The sequence below is a fragment of the Arthrobacter sp. RAF14 genome (assembly GCF_052114185.1).
GTDB lineage: Bacteria > Actinomycetota > Actinomycetes > Actinomycetales > Micrococcaceae > Arthrobacter_E.
Genome location: NZ_JBFREG010000001.1, coordinates 902,642 through 925,589, shown reverse-complemented (window position 1 = coordinate 925,589; position 22,948 = coordinate 902,642). Strand labels below are relative to the sequence as shown.

At 64.4% G+C, this 22,948-nt stretch carries 23 protein-coding genes, 2 tRNA genes and 1 pseudogene; 16 read left to right on the top strand and 10 right to left on the bottom strand.

Translation table 11 applies throughout. The annotated features are described in order from the left end of the window. Nucleotides 1–175 precede the first annotated feature (175 nt). The 3 genes from AB4Y75_RS04370 to AB4Y75_RS04360 all read left to right on the top strand — a co-directional run bounded on the left by AB4Y75_RS04370 (nucleotide 176) and on the right by AB4Y75_RS04360 (nucleotide 2,078). A tRNA-Lys gene (locus AB4Y75_RS04370) sits at nucleotides 176–251 on the top strand. Nucleotides 252–950: 699 nt separating this feature from the next. Continuing rightward, nucleotides 951–1,847, top strand: a complete 897-nt coding sequence (locus AB4Y75_RS04365) for a hypothetical protein (protein ID WP_441434649.1) — start codon at nucleotides 951–953, stop codon at nucleotides 1,845–1,847. Between the two features lie 15 nt (nucleotides 1,848–1,862). Continuing rightward, on the top strand, nucleotides 1,863–2,078 hold the full coding sequence (locus AB4Y75_RS04360; protein WP_441434648.1) for a hypothetical protein: 216 nt from the start codon (nucleotides 1,863–1,865) through the stop codon (nucleotides 2,076–2,078). Nucleotides 2,079–2,572: 494 nt separating this feature from the next. Here the strand turns inward: AB4Y75_RS04360 and AB4Y75_RS04355 are convergent, their stop codons facing one another. Further along, nucleotides 2,573–3,322, bottom strand: coding sequence for a hypothetical protein (locus AB4Y75_RS04355; protein ID WP_441434647.1), 750 nt, complete (start codon nucleotides 3,320–3,322; stop codon nucleotides 2,573–2,575). A gap of 404 nt (nucleotides 3,323–3,726) precedes the next feature. Between AB4Y75_RS04355 and AB4Y75_RS04350 the strand changes: the two genes are divergently transcribed. Continuing rightward, nucleotides 3,727–4,365, top strand: coding sequence for a hypothetical protein (locus AB4Y75_RS04350; RefSeq protein ID WP_441434646.1), 639 nt, complete (start codon nucleotides 3,727–3,729; stop codon nucleotides 4,363–4,365). Nucleotides 4,366–4,370: 5 nt separating this feature from the next. Here AB4Y75_RS04350 and AB4Y75_RS04345 read toward each other — a convergent pair whose 3' ends face one another. Then, nucleotides 4,371–4,577 (bottom strand): excisionase family DNA-binding protein, encoded by a 207-nt coding sequence (locus tag AB4Y75_RS04345; RefSeq protein ID WP_441434645.1) that lies wholly within the window; start codon nucleotides 4,575–4,577, stop codon nucleotides 4,371–4,373. A gap of 297 nt (nucleotides 4,578–4,874) precedes the next feature. Here AB4Y75_RS04345 and AB4Y75_RS04340 point away from each other — a divergent pair. Next, nucleotides 4,875–5,696 (top strand): annotated as a pseudogene (locus AB4Y75_RS04340) (IS5 family transposase); the annotation flags it as partial. A gap of 463 nt (nucleotides 5,697–6,159) precedes the next feature. On the opposite strand, the gene AB4Y75_RS04335 reads toward AB4Y75_RS04340, so the two are convergent. After that, nucleotides 6,160–6,456, bottom strand: a complete 297-nt coding sequence (locus AB4Y75_RS04335) for a hypothetical protein (protein WP_441434644.1) — start codon at nucleotides 6,454–6,456, stop codon at nucleotides 6,160–6,162. Continuing rightward, nucleotides 6,456–6,899 carry a hypothetical protein gene (locus AB4Y75_RS04330; protein ID WP_441434643.1) on the bottom strand — a complete coding sequence of 148 codons (444 nt, stop codon included), beginning with the start codon at nucleotides 6,897–6,899 and terminating at the stop codon, nucleotides 6,456–6,458. Before AB4Y75_RS04330 ends, AB4Y75_RS04335 begins: the two co-directional genes overlap by 1 nt. 195 nt (nucleotides 6,900–7,094) lie before the next feature. Between AB4Y75_RS04330 and AB4Y75_RS04325 the strand changes: the two genes are divergently transcribed. Further along, the gene (locus tag AB4Y75_RS04325) at nucleotides 7,095–7,349 is read left to right on the top strand and encodes a helix-turn-helix transcriptional regulator (RefSeq protein ID WP_441434642.1); all 255 of its coding nucleotides are present in this window, start codon (nucleotides 7,095–7,097) and stop codon (nucleotides 7,347–7,349) included. A gap of 14 nt (nucleotides 7,350–7,363) precedes the next feature. Here AB4Y75_RS04325 and AB4Y75_RS04320 read toward each other — a convergent pair whose 3' ends face one another. Together AB4Y75_RS04320 and AB4Y75_RS04315 are read right to left on the bottom strand one after the other, a co-directional pair. Beyond that, nucleotides 7,364–7,597, bottom strand: a complete 234-nt coding sequence (locus AB4Y75_RS04320) for a hypothetical protein (protein WP_441434641.1) — start codon at nucleotides 7,595–7,597, stop codon at nucleotides 7,364–7,366. 126 nt (nucleotides 7,598–7,723) lie between these two features. Next, nucleotides 7,724–8,071 carry a hypothetical protein gene (locus AB4Y75_RS04315; RefSeq protein WP_441434640.1) on the bottom strand — a complete coding sequence of 116 codons (348 nt, stop codon included), beginning with the start codon at nucleotides 8,069–8,071 and terminating at the stop codon, nucleotides 7,724–7,726. A gap of 306 nt (nucleotides 8,072–8,377) precedes the next feature. Here AB4Y75_RS04315 and AB4Y75_RS04310 point away from each other — a divergent pair, with 306 nt between their 5' ends. Continuing rightward, the gene (locus AB4Y75_RS04310; protein ID WP_441434639.1) at nucleotides 8,378–8,725 is read left to right on the top strand and encodes a hypothetical protein; all 348 of its coding nucleotides are present in this window, start codon (nucleotides 8,378–8,380) and stop codon (nucleotides 8,723–8,725) included. A gap of 162 nt (nucleotides 8,726–8,887) precedes the next feature. Here AB4Y75_RS04310 and AB4Y75_RS04305 read toward each other — a convergent pair whose 3' ends face one another. Beyond that, on the bottom strand, nucleotides 8,888–9,340 hold the full coding sequence (locus AB4Y75_RS04305; RefSeq protein WP_441434638.1) for a hypothetical protein: 453 nt from the start codon (nucleotides 9,338–9,340) through the stop codon (nucleotides 8,888–8,890). 124 nt (nucleotides 9,341–9,464) lie between these two features. Beyond that, on the bottom strand, nucleotides 9,465–9,665 hold the full coding sequence (locus tag AB4Y75_RS04300) for a hypothetical protein (RefSeq protein ID WP_441434637.1): 201 nt from the start codon (nucleotides 9,663–9,665) through the stop codon (nucleotides 9,465–9,467). A gap of 364 nt (nucleotides 9,666–10,029) precedes the next feature. Here AB4Y75_RS04300 and AB4Y75_RS04295 point away from each other — a divergent pair, with 364 nt between their 5' ends. The 8 genes from AB4Y75_RS04295 to AB4Y75_RS04260 all read left to right on the top strand — a co-directional run bounded on the left by AB4Y75_RS04295 (nucleotide 10,030) and on the right by AB4Y75_RS04260 (nucleotide 20,552). Next, entirely contained in the window at nucleotides 10,030–11,292 is a 1,263-nt protein-coding gene (locus AB4Y75_RS04295) for an APC family permease (RefSeq protein ID WP_441434636.1), read from the top strand. 135 nt (nucleotides 11,293–11,427) lie between these two features. Next, entirely contained in the window at nucleotides 11,428–11,913 is a 486-nt protein-coding gene (bcp, locus tag AB4Y75_RS04290) for a thioredoxin-dependent thiol peroxidase (RefSeq protein WP_441434635.1), read from the top strand. A gap of 127 nt (nucleotides 11,914–12,040) precedes the next feature. Further along, nucleotides 12,041–12,122 (top strand) — tRNA-Leu (locus AB4Y75_RS04285). Between the two features lie 94 nt (nucleotides 12,123–12,216). Next, complete coding sequence (locus AB4Y75_RS04280; protein WP_441435257.1) at nucleotides 12,217–13,890, top strand: ABC transporter substrate-binding protein; 1,674 nt, start codon at nucleotides 12,217–12,219, stop codon at nucleotides 13,888–13,890. A gap of 78 nt (nucleotides 13,891–13,968) precedes the next feature. Continuing rightward, nucleotides 13,969–15,480: a malate:quinone oxidoreductase gene (locus AB4Y75_RS04275; RefSeq protein ID WP_441434634.1), complete on the top strand. Its 1,512-nt coding sequence runs from the start codon at nucleotides 13,969–13,971 to the stop codon at nucleotides 15,478–15,480. Between the two features lie 127 nt (nucleotides 15,481–15,607). After that, complete coding sequence (locus AB4Y75_RS04270) at nucleotides 15,608–18,715, top strand: efflux RND transporter permease subunit (RefSeq protein WP_441434633.1); 3,108 nt, start codon at nucleotides 15,608–15,610, stop codon at nucleotides 18,713–18,715. Between the two features lie 239 nt (nucleotides 18,716–18,954). Beyond that, nucleotides 18,955–20,088, top strand: a complete 1,134-nt coding sequence (locus AB4Y75_RS04265) for an LLM class flavin-dependent oxidoreductase (RefSeq protein WP_441434632.1) — start codon at nucleotides 18,955–18,957, stop codon at nucleotides 20,086–20,088. After that, the gene (locus AB4Y75_RS04260; RefSeq protein WP_441434631.1) at nucleotides 20,085–20,552 is read left to right on the top strand and encodes a MarR family winged helix-turn-helix transcriptional regulator; all 468 of its coding nucleotides are present in this window, start codon (nucleotides 20,085–20,087) and stop codon (nucleotides 20,550–20,552) included. The genes AB4Y75_RS04265 and AB4Y75_RS04260 overlap by 4 nt, the downstream gene beginning before the upstream one ends. A 133-nt stretch (nucleotides 20,553–20,685) precedes the next feature. Here AB4Y75_RS04260 and AB4Y75_RS04255 read toward each other — a convergent pair whose 3' ends face one another. Together AB4Y75_RS04255 and AB4Y75_RS04250 are read right to left on the bottom strand one after the other, a co-directional pair. Then, a complete protein-coding gene (locus tag AB4Y75_RS04255) occupies nucleotides 20,686–21,591 on the bottom strand; it encodes a hypothetical protein (RefSeq protein ID WP_441434630.1) in 906 nt (301 codons plus the stop codon). Nucleotides 21,592–21,593: 2 nt separating this feature from the next. Beyond that, nucleotides 21,594–22,193: a papain-like cysteine protease family protein gene (locus AB4Y75_RS04250; protein WP_441434629.1), complete on the bottom strand. Its 600-nt coding sequence runs from the start codon at nucleotides 22,191–22,193 to the stop codon at nucleotides 21,594–21,596. A gap of 206 nt (nucleotides 22,194–22,399) precedes the next feature. Here AB4Y75_RS04250 and AB4Y75_RS04245 point away from each other — a divergent pair, with 206 nt between their 5' ends. Then, nucleotides 22,400–22,924: a GtrA family protein gene (locus AB4Y75_RS04245; protein WP_441434628.1), complete on the top strand. Its 525-nt coding sequence runs from the start codon at nucleotides 22,400–22,402 to the stop codon at nucleotides 22,922–22,924. Nucleotides 22,925–22,948 lie beyond the last annotated feature (24 nt).

Genomic DNA, 22,948 nt, shown 5'->3' with positions numbered 1-22,948 from the left:
TGCGACTGCGCCTGCCGTCCGCTCCCCCGGAATTCCGCGCCGGAAGGGCTCGCCGGGCCGCCCGGAGGAGGCTCCGCGGCCCCGATTTCACTTTTGCGGAAAACTCCAGTAGAGTTCTTACTCGTTGCGGGGAACGCAGACGGGCCGAAAAGCCCGGCTGAGAAGCCACAACGATGCACCTCTAGCTCAACTGGCAGAGCAATTGACTCTTAATCAATGGGTTCCGGGTTCGAGTCCCGGGGGGTGCACCACGAAGTCCCGTCCGATCAGCTGAAACGCTTGATCGGGCGGGACTTTTTCGTGCCCGCTTTGACGAGCGCCCGCGGTCGTTCAGACAATTAACGGAGGTCTTCCTGCACCCCCGGACCAGACCAGAGGCTCGGAGGTCGGACAGCCGTCCTCGACAGAAGACCTCTTCTTCATCCAGTTCGCGGACCCTGCGATCTGTAACAGATTCGGCATTGCCTGCCAGGACGAGTGAACCTGCGACCGCATGGGAGTCGTGCATTGGGGTTCGAACGTGTGCAACTACACCGGATCCGCAGCCGGGCTCTCAGCATGCTCGTTTTCCAGTGTTGTCTGCCCGCATTCAAGCAACCCGACGAACAACACTCCTGCGACGACCCATCTGGAACCTAGCACCTCCAAGTACCGAGGCATTCCACTGGATGCATTTTCGCGCCCCGAACGTGAACCACATGAGCGCCGGTGCTGAGTTCGGGAATGCCACCGCCGGATACCTGCTGGTAAACACGATGAGTCGAGAATGCGAGCACTTGGACTAGTGCAGTTGCTCCGCGCGGGTATCAGACGTCCAATAAATTCAATTCGGTGTAGAAAATACGCCCCGGGGATGGCAGCGAATGTCGCGTCATGTCAGATAGCGTCAAAAATGGCCAGAACGATCGGTCAAACTTTCCAAGTCAACAAATAGTTCAGGGGAGAACTAGATGCCAGCACTGAAGAAGCTACTGACGGGTGCCGCAGCCGCGCTCGTCTTCGCTACGTCCTTGGGGGTCGCCGGACCGGCGAATGCCGCCGAAGCGAACCACCACAAGGATCCGCTCACCGTGGTCCAGCAGCAGGGCCTCGTCGGCGCACCTGCGGCCAGAGCGCAGAACGATGTCGCCGCGCGGAACGTGGCGGCCAACCCCGCGGGCAAATCGAAGCTCGGGCCAGTGAGCCTCGTAGCCTCCGCGCCCGGCACGACTGCCACCGTCGAGAACGGCGTCAAGGTCAACCGCGCCCGCGGAAACGACTACGGAACCGTCGTCGGCACCGGCCCGCACGGCACCGAAGCCGGCTACGTGGTGATCAACACCCCCACGGCGCCGAGCGAGTACAAGTTCATCGTCGGAAACGTCGACACCAAATTGAGCCTCAACAAGAACGGCTCCGTCACCGTCAAGAACGCCGCCGGCGAGCAGCTGAACGACATCCTGCCCCCATGGGCGAAGGACGCCACAGGGAAGTCTCTCCCCACCTCGTACACGGTGGCGGGGAACACGCTAGTTCAGAAGGTCGATCACCGTGGCGCGGCGTACCCGGTCGTGGCGGACCCAGAGTACGGCTGCGGCATCGGCTGGTGCTCGATCTACTTCGACAGGGGCGAAACAAGCCTCATCGCCGCCGGCGGCTCTTTCGGTGCCCTGACAATCAAGGACGCCTGCAAAATGGCACCCGGCCCGGCTGCGTTCGTCTGTGTGCTCGGAACGGGCTACGTGACCATCACCGCCCTGGCGGCGAACGGCCAGGGTAAGTGCGTAGGGATCATTGCCTACCCGTCTCCAATGCCACCCTTCGCCTCCTGGAACACATTTATCTACACTGGAAGTCAGTGTCACTAGAAGGGAGCCAAGCAGATGAATAAGAAGAACCTGCCAAAGGTCCTGAAAGCAGTGGCCGCTGTCGTAGTAGTCGCGGCAATCGCTTGGGCTGCATCCCCCCTGTTGATGGATAATCCGACACCTACGTCGTGGATCTTCATGGTCCTCATCGGCCTCGTCGGGCATCTCGGATACAAGGCAATCGGCAATTTCATCGACTACATGAGCACCAAGCAGTACCTTTACGAGTAGCACTCCCCATCTTCACCTGAACGTCCTCACCGGACGGCCCCGGCCATTCGGTGAGGACGTTTTTGCATCCCCGCCACGTTTCCGGGGCTCATGAGGCCACCAGCCCCCAACACCCGCAAGCACCCAGGCACCAGCCGCGGGTGCTTTTTCATGCCCGAAAGCCCGACCATGCCTTCCCTTCTCCTCTTCCCGCCGCCCTCTGCGGACAGCGCAACCACCCCACACACCTGAACAGCAGGCGCGTGTGCATGTGGACGCCCCGCCAGCTCTGGTGGCCCTTCACCGACCAACCCGCCTATACAGCACAAGGACGAAGAACATGACCTCCGCACCTTTCCCCGGCACGGAGCCGAAGGAACCTCCAGAACCCTAAGTGGACGCGCCAATAGCCCCCTTCCAACGAGGCGCAATCGATGTCAGTAGGGCCAGGCCGAGCGATCCACCTAGATCACCGGCCAGCCCAGCAATTACCACAGGGCCGGCCGGTGATTGTGCTAGTTGTAGCCGATCACATCCCGGCTGACTTCCGTGACTACTTCGACCGGGATGTCGGCGACACTAATCCGGTAGACCGTGTTCAGACGAGGGTTGAAAACACCAAGATGAGTGATCGACTGGAACTCGGCTTGACCAGACTTCATGCCCATGAGGTAGTACATGAGAACCTGACGCGTATGATCCTTGGTCGGCCCTTTGACCGAGACCTTGAAGTCCCAGAGCGTGTCCGAGGTGAGGAAGTCTCCGTCGCCGGCAGTGACGATTTCCGTGTAGGCACCATCGAAGGTGAAGCCATCCAGCGTGATCGGCCCGTACTGCGAGAAGAAGGCAGATGCCCTCGCAACCATTGTCTGAATGTTCTCAATCGTTGCAGCATCAGGCTTGGACTGAGCATATGGGTTGTACATCCCGGGGCCAGCTCTGAACGCCACGTCATACCTGACCAAGCGGCAGGCTGAGATGACGCTTGCCGCGCTCGGCAGAACTCCCGGCTCAAGCTCGCCGAGCGCCTCCTTCGCATCTGCAAGGGCTGGTATCCCCACCTGCTCAAGGAGATAAGCACCGCGGAGTGAAATCTCAAATGCCTCCATCGGCGAAGCCCCGTTCGCCAGCCGGGTCAGGTAGTCCACAGCCATACCGGTGATGGAGGCATGGACGTTCTCGGTGTGGTTCAGAACCCCGATGTGGCTCAGCACCTGCGCCTCAAGGCTACGTGGATTGATGTATCCGCCCCGTGGTTGCTTCACTTCTTGGATTCTGCGTGTCACGGTTGTCATGAGCGTAAATCCCCTTTGCGGTTCACCAGAGACTCCTTGTCGGAGCTGTCCTTTGCGGACACAACCGATCCTAGGGGCGTCGACTGACACAGTTTTCGGATTCGCTGGCCAGGTCTCTCTGGACTGACCAGCGAGACTCTCCCCCAAGTATCGTGGTGTCGCGCGGCGCAGGGAACGGAGCGGGAAGGAGACTGGCCGTCTCGCGACACGAAACGAAATGACCTGAGCAAAATCCGACACTCCCACGAACTAGGATTACCGTGGTATGCAGGCGACTAGCGAGGGGCGAATAAGTGGAGGTTCTCTGGTACATCGCACTTGGTCTCATGGCCGCATCGGCATATTGGTTCCTTCGCTCTGAGCAAAAGAAGTACATGAGCGCCTTTGAAGCTGCCGCGCTCCCTGACGAAGAGTCGTACGAGTGGCACTCCAATGACCTGACCAATGGACTCCTTCTCGTGGCTAATGATGAACATGTCTTTCGACGGTTCGACTGGGGCACTTTAGGTCTCAAACCGCTTCAGATAGCGAATCTTTTGCTTTGGATGAAGCAACGAAATCGGATCGAATTTGGAGACTGGAATCAAAATCTCCTTATTCAAGGTAAACTCCCACCCTCGATTGCCCTAACTAGCGGGGAATACAAGAGACTCATGGCAAATCAGCAGGGCCGCAGCCACATCTTCTTTGAAGGGCCTGTCCATGCCCCCGTGAACATTGGCGGCTTTCAAGCCATCTCGGGCGGAGACTTATCATTGAATCTGTATCAGCAGGTTGCAGAAGCGATCCGCGAAGATGCGGCCCTAGCTAGCCAAGAGGAGCGGGCCGAAGCGGACGAGGTCGCGCTGGTGTTCGAAGAGGCGGCCGCAGGTCGACTTGATACAGGATCATTCCATTTTAAGGCTGCCCGTCATTGGGTTGCAGAGCGAGTAAATGCGGCCACTGGCTCCGCGCTCGGAACCGGCCTCTGGACTGCTACGACCGTGATCGCAAAGCATCTCGGTTGGACATAAGACACCTATTCATGCGGCATCCGGGACGGTTCCACATCTTCGCCGTCTAGCCATGATCTAAGGCGTCGAGCTTCAGACTCTCTGACACGCATGAGCCCACCAGGCGAACGCTCCATCTTGATCTCACCGCGCTTGATCCAGAACCGGAACGTCGATTCGGGAATCTTCGCAAGCTTGGCTGCTTCTGCAACGGTTAGCGGCTTGTCAGCCATCTTCCCTCCACCGGTAGACGTATTCGCGCTCTAGTTTATTCCCAGGAAACTCTCAGGCTATTGGGGTTGACGGGGATCCTCGAAGAATCGTTAAACTCGAACTAACGAAAGCAGTTCCGGTGGTCGTCCGGAGAAACACGACCCTCCGCTCGGTGTTAAGAGTCCGAGATCGGCAGTAGTCACTGGCAGAGCTCTGGATGGGGCGATGCTCCTGGCGGGTATTAGACGACCGTCAGCTTATGGATCGGCAATCTGGTTCGCCTTTCCGGCTCTAGTCATCATTGACTGGAGACCTCTGTGCCCGCTCTCGCTCGGGACTTCCTGATTCCCCTGTGGAAAGCGTTTGAACCGTTGATACCGGAACGCATCGATACACATCCCTACGGCGGTCACCGCCCCCGGATCAGTGATCGAACCATTTTCGAATGCCTGGTCTCGATCGTTGTCGAGGGACGCTCGTATGAGAGAGCCAGCACCCTCGAGGTTTCAGCCACGACGCTGAGACGACGCCGGGACGAGTGGATCGAGGCCGGCATCTTTGATCATCTCCTTGAGATTGTCCAGGCCGGCTACGACCGGATGATCGGGTTCGACTTCAGAGACATAGCGGTGGATGGATGCATAACGAAAGCCCCTGGCGGTGGCGAAGTCGCGGGCAAGTCGCCAGTGGACCGAGCCAAACTCGGCATCAAGCGGTCGTTGATGGTCGACGGCAATGGTGCACCACTCGTCACGATCATTGCTCCGGCGAACACCAATGATTCGCGGCTCCTTGCGCCCACGTTCGAAGGCCTTCGCCCGTTCACGTTCGAGCTACCAGACCAGATGACCGTTCACCTCGATGCCGGGTACGACTCGCGGAAGACGCGTGCGTTCCTGGACGAACTCGGCTGCGACTACCTGATCAGCAAGCGAGGCGTGAAGCTTCAAGCTGACACCCGGTGGAAGGTCGAGAGGGCCCATAGCTGGTTCAACTCGTTCAAGGTCCTGGCGGTCTGCCATGAGAGGCACTGGGTGGTGATTGACGCTTGGGTCCAGTTCGCCACGGCGATCATCCTGATCAAGAAGCTCGTCAAAGAGGGATGGGTGCGACACAGGTGGGAAGGGCGACCCAAGCGGTGGAAATCAAAGTGGGGACGGAGCCTAGGACGCCGAATCAAACGGAAGGCCGGTAATCGACGTTCTCCCTAGGAATTCGAACCGACCCAATGCCAAGAAGTTCTTGCATGATCTGGCAAGATAGCCCTGTCGCACCCTTCTGCGGCACTCGTCGCAGATGTGGCGTAAGTGAGAAGGAGGTGGTGAATGTGGGGAAGAAGTCCCCAGAAGATGGAAGACCCGAGACCGCTCGCCGGTGGCTGCATACCGTGGCGAAGCTGATCTCGGCTCTTAATCCGTTGTTGCTTGACTTGATCAAGCGACTGGGAGGGTAGTCGATACCCGAAACGAGTGGGCTGGTTCTCTTTGCACGGAGGGCTAGCCCACTCTTCTCTATCGACCTCTCTATGAATAGCTTACTACAAGATTACAGAATGTAATCTGAATGCTCACTCGATAGCCGTTCCGAATCCCATTCGACTCGCTACAGCATCCCAATCGCCTCGATGACCTGGGGGTAGTCCAAGAACAGGTAGCGAGTCCAGAGCCCAGATTCGGCCCACTCCCGATGCCGTTCGACCAGCACCTGCTCGGTGCAACGACCCCTTGCAGCTTCAGCATGTGTCGCGCCGGTGGCGACCACGCTCATGATCAGTGGGAAGACCTCCGCGTCTGGAATCGACAGATGCGAACGGTCACCCAGTTCCTCCCTCACGACTTCGAGGAAGCGTGCGATTGCAGCCGTCCGATGCAGGTCCTTGGACTTGAATTGCTCACTCATCACTGGCCTCCCTCGGGCGTGCTTCGCGGCTGATACGGCGGCAGAGGTAGCGCCTTCGCCCTAATGAAGTACGTGACCGGCTTCTGCCAAGCAAGGACGACGCCCACGATTCCAAGGAGGACCCCGAAGAAGACTCCAGGCCCCATGAACAAGCCCGGCAGTGAGAGGGCCGCGAGAATCGTGGCGATGACTCGGGGCGCGGCATTGCCCTTTAGCGCGAAGAAGCCCAGGAGCATGTAGCAGGCGCATATCAGGACCGCTACCACGATTAGGCCGAAGCTCATCCCGGTCGCGATGCCCTGGAACGGGGCCAGGCCCTTTTGCATGAACTCGCCGCTACGGATCTCCTGACTATCACTGAACTGGCCGATTCCGTTGAGAGCCCCAGTAGCCCGGTTCACCGCATTCGCTGCCGCAATGAGCATGGAGACTGCCGTGATCACGGCCCATATTCCTGCGGCGGCCCACAGGGCGGAAGCGGCACGGAGGGGCTTCGGCGCGGCTTTCCAGGCCACCTTGATCGGCTCAAGACGTGACGACATTGGCGAATCCCCTTGGCGAGCGACAGTTCATGATCATGTACCGATAGTACACAATTGTGGACTGACTTCACGAGGGAAGTCCCGTGGGCTGGATAGATGGCATTTCACGATCCCGATCTCACGCAACTTCGCCCGATCTTCAACGTCCGTAGAGAAGCGGCCGGAATGACCTATGACCAGCTAGCGGAGGCATCAAACCTGGGTCGCCAGACCTTGCTGAACATCGCGGCAGGACGGCACAAGGGCGACCTCATGACCTGGCTGAAGCTCTCGAAGGCGTTCGGCGTCGGCATGGACGAGCTGCTCGCGCCGGTGTGGACTGGTGATGGTCGGGCCGATCCCAAAGGTTGAGGTTCGCTGGAAAGCTAGGCCTCGCCGTTCTTGATGGCGAGAATCCTGGCAACCACCTTGCGGGATGCCGCCGTTGACTCCACGGTTGACTCCACGGTGATCGCATCCGGATTAACACGGCGACCGTCGAGAGCCATGGAAGCTGCTACCTGGGCCGCGAGGACTCTGGCGGGGAACACTGTGGCAGACGGGAAGTACTCAGGCGCCGCGCGGCTGATCAGACCCTTCTCGTACTTCATCCTCTTCACGGCCTCAGTGTAGATGGAGGGGTGGGATTGAAGGGTCGATCGGGGTTCGACACTCGTTAGGGCCTAGGGGGCTTGGCGTCTCACTCAGAAAATCGGCGGCGCTCTGCTGTCACGGGCCTTGAAATGTCAGAGCCTATTGGTATTTTCGGAAGGCAGAGCACGAACGCTCTGGCATCCGAGATTGGGGACATTGTGACGACCTTGCAAAACTTTGCCGGTGCTCCAGGCGGGCTTCGACAGCTCAAGCTGATGAAGCTCCTTGCTGAACAACCAGGCGACGGCCAGGATGTCCCAGTGGAAGATGTCGAGGAAGATTTCTTCGCCGACGGCGGGACCCGTGAATCCCTCAACTCCGACCTGGCCCAGATGCGTCAGTTGAAGTGGATTGACTATTGGGAAACCCTTGCGGGCATTGGAGGCGTTCAGGTTCGCCAGGAAGGGCGAGACATCGCGGCGAACTTCTCCGATCTTCAACGTGACCTTGTCTCTAGGAACAGGTCGCTTCGAGATAGCCTCCTCAGGTGGGTTTATGCGGCGGAACACGCCCTGGGGAGCAGTCCGAGACTGTCAAGCTTCCTGCCCGAGTCAGGGGCAAACCATTTCGGCTCGCCCTATTCCGACGAAGAGGTGGACCGAGCCAGCCTTTGGCTCCGCGAGGAGGATTACATCAAGGGTCCCGCGGCCATGGGGACAGGAGTGCTCCGTCCCTCTATCACTCCGCGTGGGACGGCCGTAGTAGAGCAAAATCGATCAGTTAACGACCCAGGGGTGGGAATGAGCGTGACAAACAACAACGTGCACATCAGTGGCTCGAACAACGTCAACGTTGCGGCCGGAAGCAAGAACGTTGAACAGTCGGTTTCTGTCACCCAGAAGCAGGTGCAGGAAGCTCGCAATCTGGTTGATGCTTTCCGTCAGATGGCACCTCTCCTTCAGATGTCAGAGGACGATAAAGCCAGCGCTGAAGGAGCGGTCGGAGAAATTGAAGCTGCCGCTCATGAGGGAGCCTCCGCCGGAGTGCTCAAGTCGGCCGTGACCTCGTTCATCGGAGCGCTGGGATCTGCGGCCGGAACTGGGGCGGGACAGGCGCTACTCGCGCTCGCCCAGGCCGCACTCCTCGGGATGTAGCTCGCCAGACGAGGACGCGCCGATGCTACGAAGGACTATTGGCGCGTCCTCTAAGCGCCGGCGTCCCTGCGGACCGTCAAATACGAGACCATCGACGGCGAGCACTAGATCGACGCAACCGCCGTCGGGACCTACACCTCCGGCCTGGTCGTGTAGTCCACATCACTCCGTGAGGGCGCGCACCAGGTCCGCCTCCTTCACCAGCACTCCGTTGTCCGCGCTCGTCAGGCCGTAAAGCATGGCGCCCGGGGCGGCGTCGGCTGCGAGCGCGCCGACCTCGTCCCACAACGGCCGGCAGCTGCGGCAGGCCCCGTGGGCGAGATAGTCCGCCGGGACCCAGAACGCCACGAGCGGGTCGTCGGCGAAGCGGACCTTCAACAGGACACCCTCGGTGTACGGCGAGGACGCGGAGTAGAGACCGAGGAACTCCACTTCCGGGCTCTTGCCCCTGGCCGCGGCGGTCTCGTGCCCCAGCCGCGCGAAGGGAAGATACACCGCTCCCCCGGACATGATGTGGTCGACGGCGGCCAGCGCTTCGGAGCTGATCCCGTCGCGCTGGTCACCGGTGAGACGATGCGTTGCCGGCAAATGGCCGATGAAGGAGAGGGTGCTCACGATGTGCCGCTTTCTGAAGTGATCCGGATCGATATGCAACGATTCGGAGCCACAGTCGGAAACGGATTGGCACCGCCCTGAACATTGGCACTGTCCCGAACATTGGCACTGTCCTGAACTGCGGCTATTCCCGAGCCGACCCCCGCGGCGGCGGTTCACGACGGTCGCGCCACAGCCAGCCCACGATGACCACGGCGGCCATCACGACGCTCGCCGTCACCAAGCCGATCTTCCACCCCGGACTCTGGTCCGATAGCGCGTTCGTCACCGCCAGGACGATGAACAGTGAACCTTGCGAGAATGCGGCTTTCTTGCAGTAGCTCATAGCGGTCCCCTCATAGCAGTCTCCCCCTCACCATCCGGCCGCGCCCAGTCCAAGGCGTGGCGCTGTCGGTGCCCTGTGGGCACGGGGCCGACCGACATCGTGCCCACAGGATGATGTCCTCCGATCCAAGCACGGCACAGGTCACGGGCGACAGTCACACGTCGAGGCGCACTTCCAGCAGGCAGCGTCCACCGCCACCCGTGGCGAACCCGGAACTCCTTGATCAAGAGTCACTTGCTGGTCCACACCAGGCGCGTGCGCTCCCGCCTCGGGATTCGTTTTCCCCCGGGCACGTGCGACGATCTGGGGGACGCACACGCCCGCCGTTCCGCCCTGGAGCAACGACACCCCGAGAGGGACCCGCATGAGTGAGACCCCCGCTCTCGCACGCCGTCTGGGCACCACGGACGCCGTGATGATCGGGCTCGGGTCCATGATCGGCGCCGGGGTGTTCGCGGCCTTCACCCCCGCGGCTGCGGCGGCGGGTTCGGGCCTGCTGATCGGACTGCTCGTGGCCGCCTTCGTGGCTTTCTGCAACGCGAGCTCCTCGGCGCAGCTCGCCGCGGCCTACCCGGCCTCTGGTGGCAGCTACCTCTACGGCAGAGAACGGCTCGGCCCCTGGGCGGGCTTCCTGGCCGGCTGGGGATTCGTGATCGGCAAGACCGCGAGCGCCGCCGCCATGGCCATGACCTTCGCCGCGTATGTGGCCCCACCCGGTTGGGAGCGCCCCGTCGCCATCCTGGCCGTGATCGCGCTGGCCGCCGTGAACTACCACGGCATCACCCGCACGGCCCGCCTGTCCCGGATCCTCATGGTCCTGGTGCTGACCGCGCTGGCCGTCATCATCGCGGCCTGCTGGGCGGGCTCGTCCCCTGACCTGGGCAGGATCGCTGGTGACGGTCTCCTGGCTCACGGCTGGTACGGCGTCCTGCAATCCGCAGGCCTCCTGTTCTTCGCCTTCGCCGGCTACGCACGGATCGCCACGCTGAGCGAGGAGGTCCGGGATCCCCGGCGGACGATCCCCCGCGCCATCCTCATCTCCCTGACACTGACCGCCGTCGTCTACGCGGTCGTGGCAGTCACCCTGCTCGCGACACTCGGAGCGACGGCGATCGCGACGGACCCGGCCCCGCTCGCCACGGCCGTCTCATCCGGCTGCGCGGCCTGGGCCTCACCCGTGGTGCGGGCCGGCGCCGCGGTGGCGGCGCTCGGCGCCCTGCTCGCGCTGATCGCCGGGCTGGGCCGGACCGGCCTGGCGATGGCCCGTGAACACGACCTTCCGCACGGCCTCGCGGCCATCCATCCCCGCTACCAGGTGCCGCACCGCGCCGAAGTGGCGGTCGCCGTCGCGGTCTGCCTGATCATCGCGGTGGCCGACCTCCGCGGAGCGATCGGTTTCTCCTCCTTCGGCGTGCTGATCTATTACCTGGTGGCCAATCTCGCCGCGTTCACCCAGCAGGCCCCGGACCGCCGGTATCCCCGGGTGTTCCAGGTGCTCGGCGCGGTGGCCTGCGTGGGCCTGGCGGTGACCCTGCCGCTGCAGTCCGTGGTGGCCGGGACGGCGGTGTTCGCCGTCGGGATCCTGGTGCGCTTCATCCGGCTCGCACGTGCCGCCCGACGCCGCTGAATTCGGACAGCGCTGAATTAGGGCACTCCTGAATTAGGGCACTCCCAGGCCGGAATATAGGCTGAAGGAAGACACCGACGGCCCCCGCCAAGCCGGCCGCGCCGTCCCCGGATCACCGTTTCAAGGAGGAGACCCTTGCCCACGTCCACCACCCCGCGCCTGACGCCGGGAACTCCCGCACCGGACTTCACGCTGAAGAACGCCCAGGGCGAAGACGTCACGCTCTCCTCGCTCCGTGGACAGCGCGTGATCCTCTTCTTCTACCCCCAGGCGGACACCCCGGCCTGCGCCCAGCAGGCCTGTGACTTCCGGGACAACCTCGCGCGCTTCGGCCAGGAGGGCTACGCAGTGCTGGGCATCTCCCCCGATCCGGTGGACAAGCTCGCCGCCTGGGACCAGCGGGAGCACTTCGGCTACACGATGCTCGCCGACGAAGGCCACCTGGTGGCCGAGCGCTACGCCGTCTGGGGCGAAAAGCTCAACTACGGCAAGCCGTACCAGGGCATCATCCGCAGCACCTTCGTGATCGACGAGAACGGCGACGTCGCCGTGGCGCAGTACAACGTGCGGGCCAAGGGTCACGTGGCCAAGCTCCGCCGGGATCTCAAGCTTCCCGCCTGAGCCGTCGGAAGGATCCTGCGGTGGCACAGAAACGCCGCCGCAGGATCCACATCACGCAATTCGCTGAGCCGTCCGCCAGGCAAATGCGTCTAGACTTGAGCGTGGCGTTCAGCGCCGCACAGCACCAGCGCGAGTGGTGAAATTGGCAGACACGCAGGATTTAGGTTCCTGTGCCTTCGGGCGTGTGGGTTCAAGTCCCACCTTGCGCACTACTGACATAGAACGATTGACAAAGCACGATCCCTGAACACCAAGCAGTCCACGGGCCGCCGGACAGCCGGCGGCCTTTCCACACGTGAGGTGATGAAGCCAGTGGCCCCAGCCCGCTCCGTCCGTGTCCCGCGCACGCGGCGCCTGCTGGCGGCCGCCAGTGCCGCCGTCGTCCTTCTCAGTGGCTGCACGTCCACCGTGACGCCCGAGCCCAGCACCAGCTCCTCCACGGCCCCCAGCAAGACCTTCCGGTTCGGCACCCCGGCGCCGCCCGTAGGGCTGGACCCGGCGCTGACCTCCGATCTCGAGTCCTACCGCGTCTCCCGTCAGGTCCTGGAAGGGCTCCTGACCGTCGACCCGATCACGGGCAAGCCTGCGCCCTCCCTCGCCACCGAGTGGAAAGCCTCCGACGACGGCCTCCGCTACGACTTCACCCTGCGCCAGGGCGTGACGTTCCAGGACGGGACGCCGTTCAACGCGCAGGCCGTCTGTGCCAACTTCCAGCGCTGGTACAAGCTGAGCCCGGCCCTGCGCAAGGAAAGCAGTGCCACGTTCGGCACGATCTTCCGCGGCTATTCGGACGAGCCCGCCAAGTCCATCTACCGCGGCTGCACCGCGGCGGATTCCGGCCACGTCTCGATCGACCTCGCGGAACCGTTCACGGGATTCCTGCAGTCGCTGACCATGCCGTCGCTCGCGATCTCTTCGCCCAAGGCTCTCGCCCAGGGCAAGGCCGACTCCCTCACCCAGACCAAGGCCGGGACGAAGGTCTCCGCTTACGGCACTCACCCCGTGGGCACCGGCCCGTTCCAGTTCACGTCGTGGAACGACTCCGAGGTCACCCTGAGCTCGAACCCTCACTACTGGGGCGACCGCGGAGAGATCGGCACGGTGACCTTCCGGGTCATCTCCCATCCCGAGGTGCGCCGGGAAGCGCTCGACAAGGGTGAGATCGACGCTTACGACAACATCACGGTGGACACCATGGAGGCCCTGGTCAAGAAGGGCCAGCAGGTGGTGCAGCGCGATCCCTTCTCCGTGATGTACCTGGGCATGAACCAGGCCGTGGCCCCCCTCAACAACCTCAAGGTCCGCCAGGCCATCGAGTACGCGGTGGACAAGAACACGATCGTCCGGCGCTTCTATCTGGACGGCACCGCCCAGGCCACCCAGTTCGTCCCGCCGCGGCTCTCCGGCTTCAACAACGGCGCCCCGGCCCTCGGCTACGACCCCAACAAGGCCAAGGCCCTCCTCAAGGAGGCCGGCTACGACGGCAAGCCCATCCCGTTCTACTACCCGGTGAACGTGACCCGCGCCTATCTGCCGTCCCCGGAGAAGGTCTACGCCGAGATCGCCCGCCAGCTCACCGCCGTCGGGCTGGTCATCAAGCCGGTCCCGATCCCGTGGACGGACGGGTACGCCCAGAAGGTGACCTCGGCCGGCAGCCATGGGCTTCATCTGTTCGGCTGGAACGGCTCCTACGCCGATCCGGACAACTTCCTCTCGCCGCTTTTCGGCTCCACACGGGGTGAGTTCGGTTACACCGACGCGGACGTTTTCAAGGACATCGCACGGGCGCGCACCCTGCCCGACGGCGACGAACGCTCGACGCTCTACCGCTCCATCAACGAGCGGATCGCCAAGGCACTGCCCGCACTGCCCATCGCCTACCCGATTTCGGCTCTTGCGATGTCCGACCGCGTGGTGAGTTACCCTTCGTCCCCCGTCCTGAACGAGGTCTTCTCGAAGGTAAAACTCAAAGAATAACCCCTGAGGGCAATTTTTGATAGAGACCGCCAAGGGATATTCTGCTACTGCCCAATGTTGCTGCAATCGGAGTTCACCGTGACCTTCATTTCCAAGACTTCCTCCGCCGACGTCGTCCTCATCGGTGGAGGCATCATGAGCGCCACCCTCGGTGCCTTCCTCAAGCAGCTCCAGCCGGACTGGTCGATCGTGCTGTACGAGCGCCTCGATCAGGCGGGCCTGGAAAGCTCCGATCCGTGGAACAACGCGGGCACGGGCCACTCCGCCTACTGCGAGCTGAACTACATGCCGCAGGCCAAGGACGGCTCGGTGAACCCGGCGAAGGCGCTCGGCATCGCGGAGGGCTTCCAGCTCTCCCGCCAGTTCTGGTCCCACCTGGTCTCCGAACAGCTCATCGGCTCCCCCAAGGGATTCATCAACACGGTCCCGCACATGAGCTTCGTGCTCGGCGATGACCACTCCGATTACCTCAAGAAGCGCTACGAGGCACTCAAGCCGAACCCGCTCTTCTCCACCATGGAGCACAGCGAAGACGCCGCCACCATCGGGGGCTGGGCACCCCTGGTGATGGAAGGCCGCCAGCCGGGCCGCTTCGCCGCCACCCGCGTGGCCGAAGGCACCGACGTCGACTTCGGCGCCCTGAGCCGCGAACTCACGGGCTACCTGGAGCGCTCCGGCGTGGAGGTCAACTACTTCCACGACGTCACCGATCTGGAGAAGCTCTCCTTCGGCCGCGGCTGGCAGGTCTCCACCCGCCACCTCGGATCCAACGAGCGCGGCAGCGTCAAGGCGAAGTTCGTCTTCGTCGGTGCGGGCGGCGGCGCCCTCCACCTGCTCCAGGCGTCCGGCATCCCCGAGTCCAAGGGCTACGGCGGGTTCCCGGTGTCCGGCAAATTCTTCCGCTGCACCGATGAGGACATCACCGCCCAGCACAACGCCAAGGTCTACGGCCAGGCCTCCGTGGGCGCCCCGCCCATGTCCGTGCCCCACCTGGACACCCGCTACGTCGGCGGCCAGCGCTCCCTCCTGTTCGGCCCGTACGGCGGCTTCTCCACCAACTTCCTCAAGAACGGCTCCTACTGGGACCTGCCGGGCAGCGTCCGCCCCGACAACATCGTGCCGATGCTGGGCGTGGCCAAGGACAATCTGGACCTGGTGGCGTACCTGGTCAAGGAGGTCACCAAGACCCACGGCGCCAAGGTGGAAGCCCTGCGCGAGTACTACCCCGAGGCCGACGGCGACAAGTGGGAGCTCATCACGGCCGGCCAGCGCGTGCAGATCATCAAGAAGGACCCCAAGCGCGGCGGCGCCCTCCAGTTCGGCACCGAGGTCATCACGAGCCGTGACGGCTCGATCGGCGCCCTGCTGGGTGCCTCCCCGGGAGCCTCCACCGCCGTGCCGATCATGCTCGAACTCCTCAAGCGCTCCTTCCCGGCCCAGTTCAAGGGCTGGGAAAGCAAGATCAAGGAGATCCTCCCCGGCTACGGCGTGCGTCTCAACGACAACCCGGAACTGGCCCAGGAGCTGGCCGCGCACACCGCCACCGTGCTCCAGCTGGACGAGGCCAAAACGGTCAGGACCGCGCAGTAAGATTGCCCCCAGCAACAGTGTCGGGCAGCACGGGTCCCTGAACCCGTGGTGAACCCCCGCCCTGTGGCGGGGGTTCTCTGCATTCACGGCCGAGTCCCGCACTGACCGTTCCTGCGCAAGGAGTACCGTGTTCCGCCTGTCCCAGCTCTCCCTCGCCAACAGAGCCCTGATCGCGCTGATCACGGTGTTCGCCGCGGTGTTCGGCGTCATCACCATGGGCTCCCTCAAGCAGGAACTCATCCCGTCCATCGAGTTCCCCCAGATCTCCGTGCTCAGCACCATGCCGGGCGCCTCCGCCGAAGTCGTGGACAAGCAGGTGGGTGAACCTCTGGAGCAGGCTCTGGGCGGCGTGGAATCGGTCGAGTCCACCACGTCCACTTCGCGGAGCGGCGTCTCCACGGTGAGCCTCAAGTTCGCGTACGGGACCAATCTGGACCGGGCCAGGAACCAGGTGGACCGCGCCATCTCCAGCGCCAAGCGGAACCTTCCGGCCGACGTCGACCCCCAGTCCTACGCCGGCAACATCAACGACTTCCCGGTCGTCTACCTGGCCGTGTCCTCCGACCAGCCGCTGAGCGTGCTCAGCGAGCAGCTGAACCGCCTGAGCGTGCCGCGGCTGCTCAAGCTCGACGGCGTGCGCGGCGCCGAGGTCAGTGGCGCCACCGGTCAGTACGTCTCGATCCTGCCCCAGGCCGGAGCGCTCGCCCAGCGCGGCGTCACCGCCCAGTCGATCCGCCAGGCGCTCAAGGACAACGGCTCCGTCATCCCCATCGGCACCATCACCGAGCAGGGCAAGGAGCTCTCCCTCCAGGTGGGCACGCGAGTGGACACCCTGGACGCCGTCAAGGCTCTGCCCCTCACGGGGGCGAACACGCCCACCACGATCGGTGACATCGCCCAGGTGCAGCTCAAGGACAACCCGGCCACGTCGATCACCCGCACCAACGGGGTCCAGACGCTGGCTCTTTCGGTGACCAAGAAGCCTGAGGCGGACACGGTCGCGCTCTCCCACGCGGTGCATGACGCGATCCCCGCGCTGCAGGACGAGCTGGGCCACGGCGCCAAGTTCACCTCGGTGTTCGATCAGGCGCCCTTCATCGAGAAATCCATCAAGGACCTCACCACCGAGGGCCTGCTGGGGCTCGGATTCGCCGTGGTGGTGATCCTCCTCTTCCTGCTCTCGGTGCGTTCCACCCTGGTCACGGCCATCTCCATCCCGTTGTCCCTGCTGATCACCTTCATCGGTCTCGGTGCGGCCAAGTACTCCCTGAACATCCTGACGCTGGGCGCCCTGACCATCGCGATCGGCCGCGTGGTGGATGACTCGATCGTCGTGATCGAGAACATCAAGCGGCACCTCAGCTACGGCGAGGACAAGAAGACGGCGATCCTGAGCGCGATCCGTGAGGTGGCCGGAGCGGTGACGGCCTCCACCCTCACCACGGTGGCGGTGTTCCTGCCGATCGCCTTCGTCGGTGACATCGCCGGAGAACTGTTCCGTCCGTTCGCCCTGACCGTCACCATCGCCCTCCTCGCCTCCCTCTTCGTCTCCCTCACGATCGTCCCCGTGCTCGCTTACTGGTTCCTCAAGTCCGGGAACGTCCAGGGCCGCGAGCAGGCGGAGATCGAGCGGGAGGCGCATGCGAAGGAGGAGCGGTCCTGGCTCGCCCGCGGTTACGTCCCCGTGCTGCACGCCACGCAGCGCCATCCCGTGATCACGCTCGTCTCCGCTGTGGTGGTCCTGGTCGCGACCTTCGCCATGACCCCGCTGCTGCCGACGAACCTCCTGGGCGACTCGGGGCAGAACAGCTTCACCGTCCGGCAGTCCCTGCCCGCGGGCACCACCTTGGACGACTCGAGCAAGGCGGCAGCCAAGGTCGAGGGGGCGCTCAAGGACCTGGACGGCGTCAAGGACGTGCAGGTCATCCTGGGCAACGCCGGGTCCGGGTATGGCGCCATGGTCTCCAGTGGCTCCTCCGATGCCAACTTCACCGTCACCACGGACGAGAAGAAGAACCAGCTGAAGCTCCAGGACGCCGCGCGGGCCAGGCTCGACGGGCTGAAGGACGCGGGCAAGGTGACGATCGGTTCCCAGCAGGGCGGCTTCGGCAGCTCGAACACCGTGGACGTGACCATCCGCTCGGGCGACTCCGACGCCCTGGCCAAGGCCTCCCAGCAGCTCATCACGGCGTTCGGGGACGTGCCGAACACGACCTCCGTGACCAGCAATCTCGCCGCCTCCTACCCGGTGGTCCAGGTGGAGGTGAACCGCGCGAAGGCGGCCGCCCTGGGGCTCTCCGAGCAGCAGATCGGCGGCCTGCTGGCCAGTGCGTCCAATCCCCCGCTGGACGTGAAGCTCCGCCTCGGGGTCACGGACTACGCAGTCCGTGTGGGCGAAGCGCAGCCGTTCCGCAGCATCCAGGAGCTCAAGGACAGCAAGATCCCCGGCACACCCCTGACGCTGTCAGCGGTGGCCGACGTCAAGCAGGTCAGCGTTCCGTCCAGCATCACCAGCAGCAACGGCCAGCGAACCGCCGTCGTCTCGGTCACCCCGGACGGGAGCAATCTGGGCGCGGTGAGCACGGAGGTGCAGAAGCGCCTGGCCTCGATCAGCCTCCCAGCAGGAACGACGGCGACCGTCGGCGGCGCGACGACGCAGCAGGCGGATTCCTTCCGTCAGCTCGGGCTGGCGCTGCTGGCCGCCATCGCGATCGTCTACGTGATCATGGTGGCGACCTTCAAATCCCTGGTCCAGCCGCTCATCCTGCTGGTCTCCATCCCCTTCGCCGCGACCGGCGCCATCGGCCTGCTCCTGCTGTCCCGCGTGCCGCTGGGCCTGCCGTCGCTGATCGGCATGCTGATGCTGGTGGGCATCGTGGTGACCAACGCGATCGTGCTGATCGACCTGATCAACCAGTACCGCAGACCGGGAGACGGCCGGGAGGCCATGTCCGTGGCGGACGCGATCGAACACGGCGCGCGGCGCCGTCTGCGGCCCATCCTCATGACCGCGGCGGCCACCGTGTTCGCCCTGACCCCCATGGCCCTGGGTGTCACGGGCGGCGGCGGCTTCATCTCGCAGCCGCTGGCGATCGTGGTGATCGGCGGGCTCGTGTCCTCCACGCTTCTCACGCTGGTCCTGGTGCCCGTCCTCTACCGCCTGGTGGAGGGTCGCCGCGAGCGTCGCCAGGAAGGGAAGCAGGCGCACCACCGGCACGCCGCCGTTCAAGACTGATGGCCAGGACTGACGGCCAGGACTGATGCCCTGGACTGACCTGCGGTAACGACCACGGCCACCGGCCCGCCCGGGGCACCGGCAGCACGCCGGCGCACCGGGCGGGCCTCCCCGTTCCGGTCCTTTCCGTCCGGTCTCACCCGGGGGGAATAGAACAGCGCCTCGCAACGCTGACACGAATGAAATTAGATGCAAATGCATATAATTTGCTAGAGTTGGAAGCGGTCAAGGAGGCAGTAATGCAATTCGGAATCTTCACCGTGAGTGACATCACCACGGACCCCACCACGGGAACCACGCCCACGGAGCACGAGCGGATCAAGGCGACCGTGGAGATCGCCAAGAAGGCCGAGGAGGTCGGCCTGGACGTGTTCGCACTCGGCGAGCACCACAACCGCCCGTTCTTCTCCAGCTCCCCCACCACCACGCTGGCCTACATCGCGGCGCAGACGGAGAAGCTCATCCTCTCCACCTCCACCACGCTCATCACGACGAACGACCCGGTGAAGATCGCCGAGGACTTCGCCATGCTCCAGCACGTGGCCGACGGCCGCGTGGACCTCATGCTCGGCCGCGGCAACACCCCGCCGGTCTACCCCTGGTTCGGCAAGAACATCCAGGACGGCGTGAATCTGGCGATCGAGAACTACAGCCTGCTGCGCGAGCTGTGGGACAAGGACATCGTCAACTGGCAGGGCAAGTTCCGCACTCCGCTGCAGAACTTCACCTCCACCCCGCGTCCCCTGGATGACGTGGCGCCGTTCGTCTGGCACGGCTCCATCCGCACCCCGCAGATCGCGGAGCTGGCGGCCTACTTCGGCGATGGCTTCTTCGCCAACAACATCTTCTGGCCGAAGGAGCACTACCAGCGCCTGATCGGCCTCTACCGCGAGCGCTACGAGCACTACGGTCACGGCACGGCGGAACAGGCCATCGTGGGCCTCGGCGGGCAGTTCTTCATGCGCCGCAACTCCCAGGATGCCGTCCGCGAGTTCCGTCCGTACTTCGACAACGCCCCGGTCTACGGTCACGGCCCGTCCCTGGAGGACTTCACCTCGCAGACCCCCCTGACCGTGGGCAGCCCGCAGGAAGTGATCGAGAAGACCCTGAGCTTCCGCGAGACCTTCGGCGACTACCAGCGCCAGCTCTTCCTGGTGGATCACGCCGGACTGCCGCTCAAGACCGTGCTGGAGCAGCTGGACCTCCTCGGGGAGATCCTGCCGGAGCTCCGCAAGGGCTTCGCCGAGGGACGCCCGGCCACCGTGCCGGAGGCCCCGACGCACGAATCCTTGGTGGCGGCCAAGCAGGCCCGCCTGGCCGAGGAAGCGGCCACCGGTCAGGACCAGACGGCGGATCAGGTCGCCACGTCATGAGCAAGGCGCCGCATGTCCGCCTCGCCGCCGCCACCTGGGAGTCGCTCTTCCGCACCCAGGTGGCCATCATGCGGCGGCTCAACGAAGCCCCGGCGTTCCGCCAGGTGGGTGTCTCCCACAAGGTGAGCGTGAAGGAGTACGACGTCCTCTTCACGCTGAGCAGCTGCCCCGAGGGCTGGTTGCGTCTGCATGAGATCAACGACCGGGTGCTGCTGAGCCAGTCGAGCCTGAGCCGACTGGTCGAGCGCCTGCAGAACCGGGGACTGATCGAGCGTCAGACGGCACCCGACGACGGCCGGGGCATCCTGATCCGTCTGACCCCGGAGGGCCGGGCGGTGCAGAAGGAGATCGGCCGGGCGCACGTCCGGGACATCGCCGCACTGGTGGGTCCTGCGCTGAGCGAGGCCGAGATGACGGAGCTCATGCGCCTCACCGAGAAGCTCCGGAGCGGGCTGCCCGACTAGGGCGGTCGCCAGAGCATTCAGACCGGGCGACCGGCACGACGACGGGCGGCGGCCGGTGACGGGATCACCGGCCGCCGCGTCCGCGTCCGCCAAGGGTCGATTCAGCCCATCGACGAGATGAGCCGGGCGTCCATCAGGACCGGGGCGCCCGACGCCGGACGATCAGCCAGCCGAGCGCCACCGACCCGAGGACCACGGCCAGTCCGGCGACAATCGCAGCCCGCTGCATCACCAGGGTGCCCGCCGACTCGTGAGGGCCCGCCGACTGGACCGGCCCGGCGGCCTGCACCGCGGCCTGGCCCTCCGCAGAGGGACCCTCCGCGGGTCGAGCGGTGCCGCCGCCCGCCGTCGTGCTTCCCTTCGCGTCGAAACCGCCCGCGGCGCCGCTCTGGTCGTACGAGCCACCGGGCAGCTTGTCGCGGTAGGCAGCGGCGACCTTGCGCTGGTAGCTCGCCACGGTCACGGGCGATGCGCCGGTCGACTCGACAGCCCGGGCATTGAGCGGCCTGAGCCGCTCCCCTGCGACCGAGTACCAGGCACCGATCTGCGGCTCCAGCAGCAACCGCCCACCCCCGGCCCGGGCAGCCATCCGCTGCTCGGTGTCACCACCGGCCACGTTGACCGGCTTCCAGGCGCCGAAGGCGTCCGGCGCAGTGAACAACGTCTGGTGCACCTCTCCTCGGGTGGCCGCGAACGCGACGTACCAGAGTGTCCCCGGCTCCCGCGACGTCCCCTTCACGAAATCGGCGTTGAGCGCGTAGACGGGAATCGCGGCGGGATCCACCACGGTCGGCTGCGCGCCGCCGGCCGTCTGCTTTCCGACGACGCCGGCTCCCCCGGGTGCCTGCTGCGCCTCCAGGGCGCGTTGCAGCAGAGCCGTGGCCGCCGGTGACGACGACGCGGCACGCGCCTTGTCCAGATCTCCTGGACCCAACGGCGACGCCTGAGCGACGCCCGCACTCACCAGCACCCCGAGGAGGGCCGCCGGCACCGCCGCGAGACGGAGGGTCTTGCGGCACACACGATGAAAACCGTTCATGATCAAGCCCCGATTCCGTAGAGAGAATGTGTCCAGGTGAACTGGCTGTTGCTGGTGTACCAGGCATAGGTGGAGGTGTTGATGCGCTGATCGTCCGGCCACGGATCGTGATACTGAACGGTGCTCGCCGAGGCGTCGTACCCGATCAGCGTCATCATGTGACCACCGCCGGACGCCCACTGGATGCGGGTCATGACCGGTCGGTTGGCACCGATCTCGCTCTGGACCTTCCCGTAGGAGACCGTTCCCGAGATGTAGGTGCCCGCCGGGATGCCGATGGTCCGGAAGGCTCTCTGGTCATTGGCGAGCGTCGCCTGGTTGTTGGGGCAGGCGGCATTCAACGCATTGCCGAACGCCATGTTGCAGAACTGATTCTGGGAGTACTGCTTGTAGCCGAAGTAGTCGGCCACACTGTCGCCCGTGGCTGCCCAGCACCAATTGCTCTGCTCCTGGGCCTGGCCCGTGTAGTTCAGATACCAGGAGGTGGGGGCGGCCTGAGCGGCGGGCGCCCCGAGCAGTCCGAGGGATGAGCCGAGGATGGCGGTCAGCAGCGCCGCCAGGAGGGTCAGGGTCTTGCGAAGTCCGAGGAATGACGATTTCACGCAAACTCCTTCCGGCGCCGGAGCCCGGCGCTGAAGAGCGGGATCATGACGCCTTCAGAATCTCTGACAAATTCTGTCAACACAAGGGAAATTCCCGTAAATGTCCAACATTTCCATTGATGGACTGCTCGTCGCTCGGCTGCGCCTCACAGCCGGCCCACAGCAGCCCACCGGCGGAACACAGGCGCCCATGAAAGACTGAAGGCATGAGCAGCAGGACCACGGAGGCGATCGGCACCACGGGACGCGGCGGAGAAACGCCGACCGGCCTCGCCGCTTCCGGTGAATCCGCCGGCACGGCGTCCGGCTCCACGCAGACGACGGCGCCCTCCCGCCTCTGGGGCCAAATCGGCCGTTTCACGGTGGTCGGCATCCTGTGCACGGCGGCGTCGATCGGCCTCTACGCGCTGCTGCGCCCTTCGGTGGGACCCCAATGGGCCAACGCGCTGGCACTCGTGTCCACGTCGATCCTCAACACCGCCCTCAATCGCGCGGCCACGTTCCGCATCCAGGGAAGCCATGGCGCCGCGCGGGACCACGTCCGCGGTCTCCTGGTGATGGGCATCGCCTGGGTGATCACGGCGTCCAGTCTGGTGCTCCTGCACTGGATCCAGCCGGAGGCGACCGTCACCGAGGAACTGTGGACCACCACGCTGGCAGGATTCCTGGCCACCGTGGTTCGATTCACCCTGTTCCGGCAATGGATCTTCCGCCGCGCCCGCAACGCCTGACGACCAGCCCGGAGCTTCGCGCGA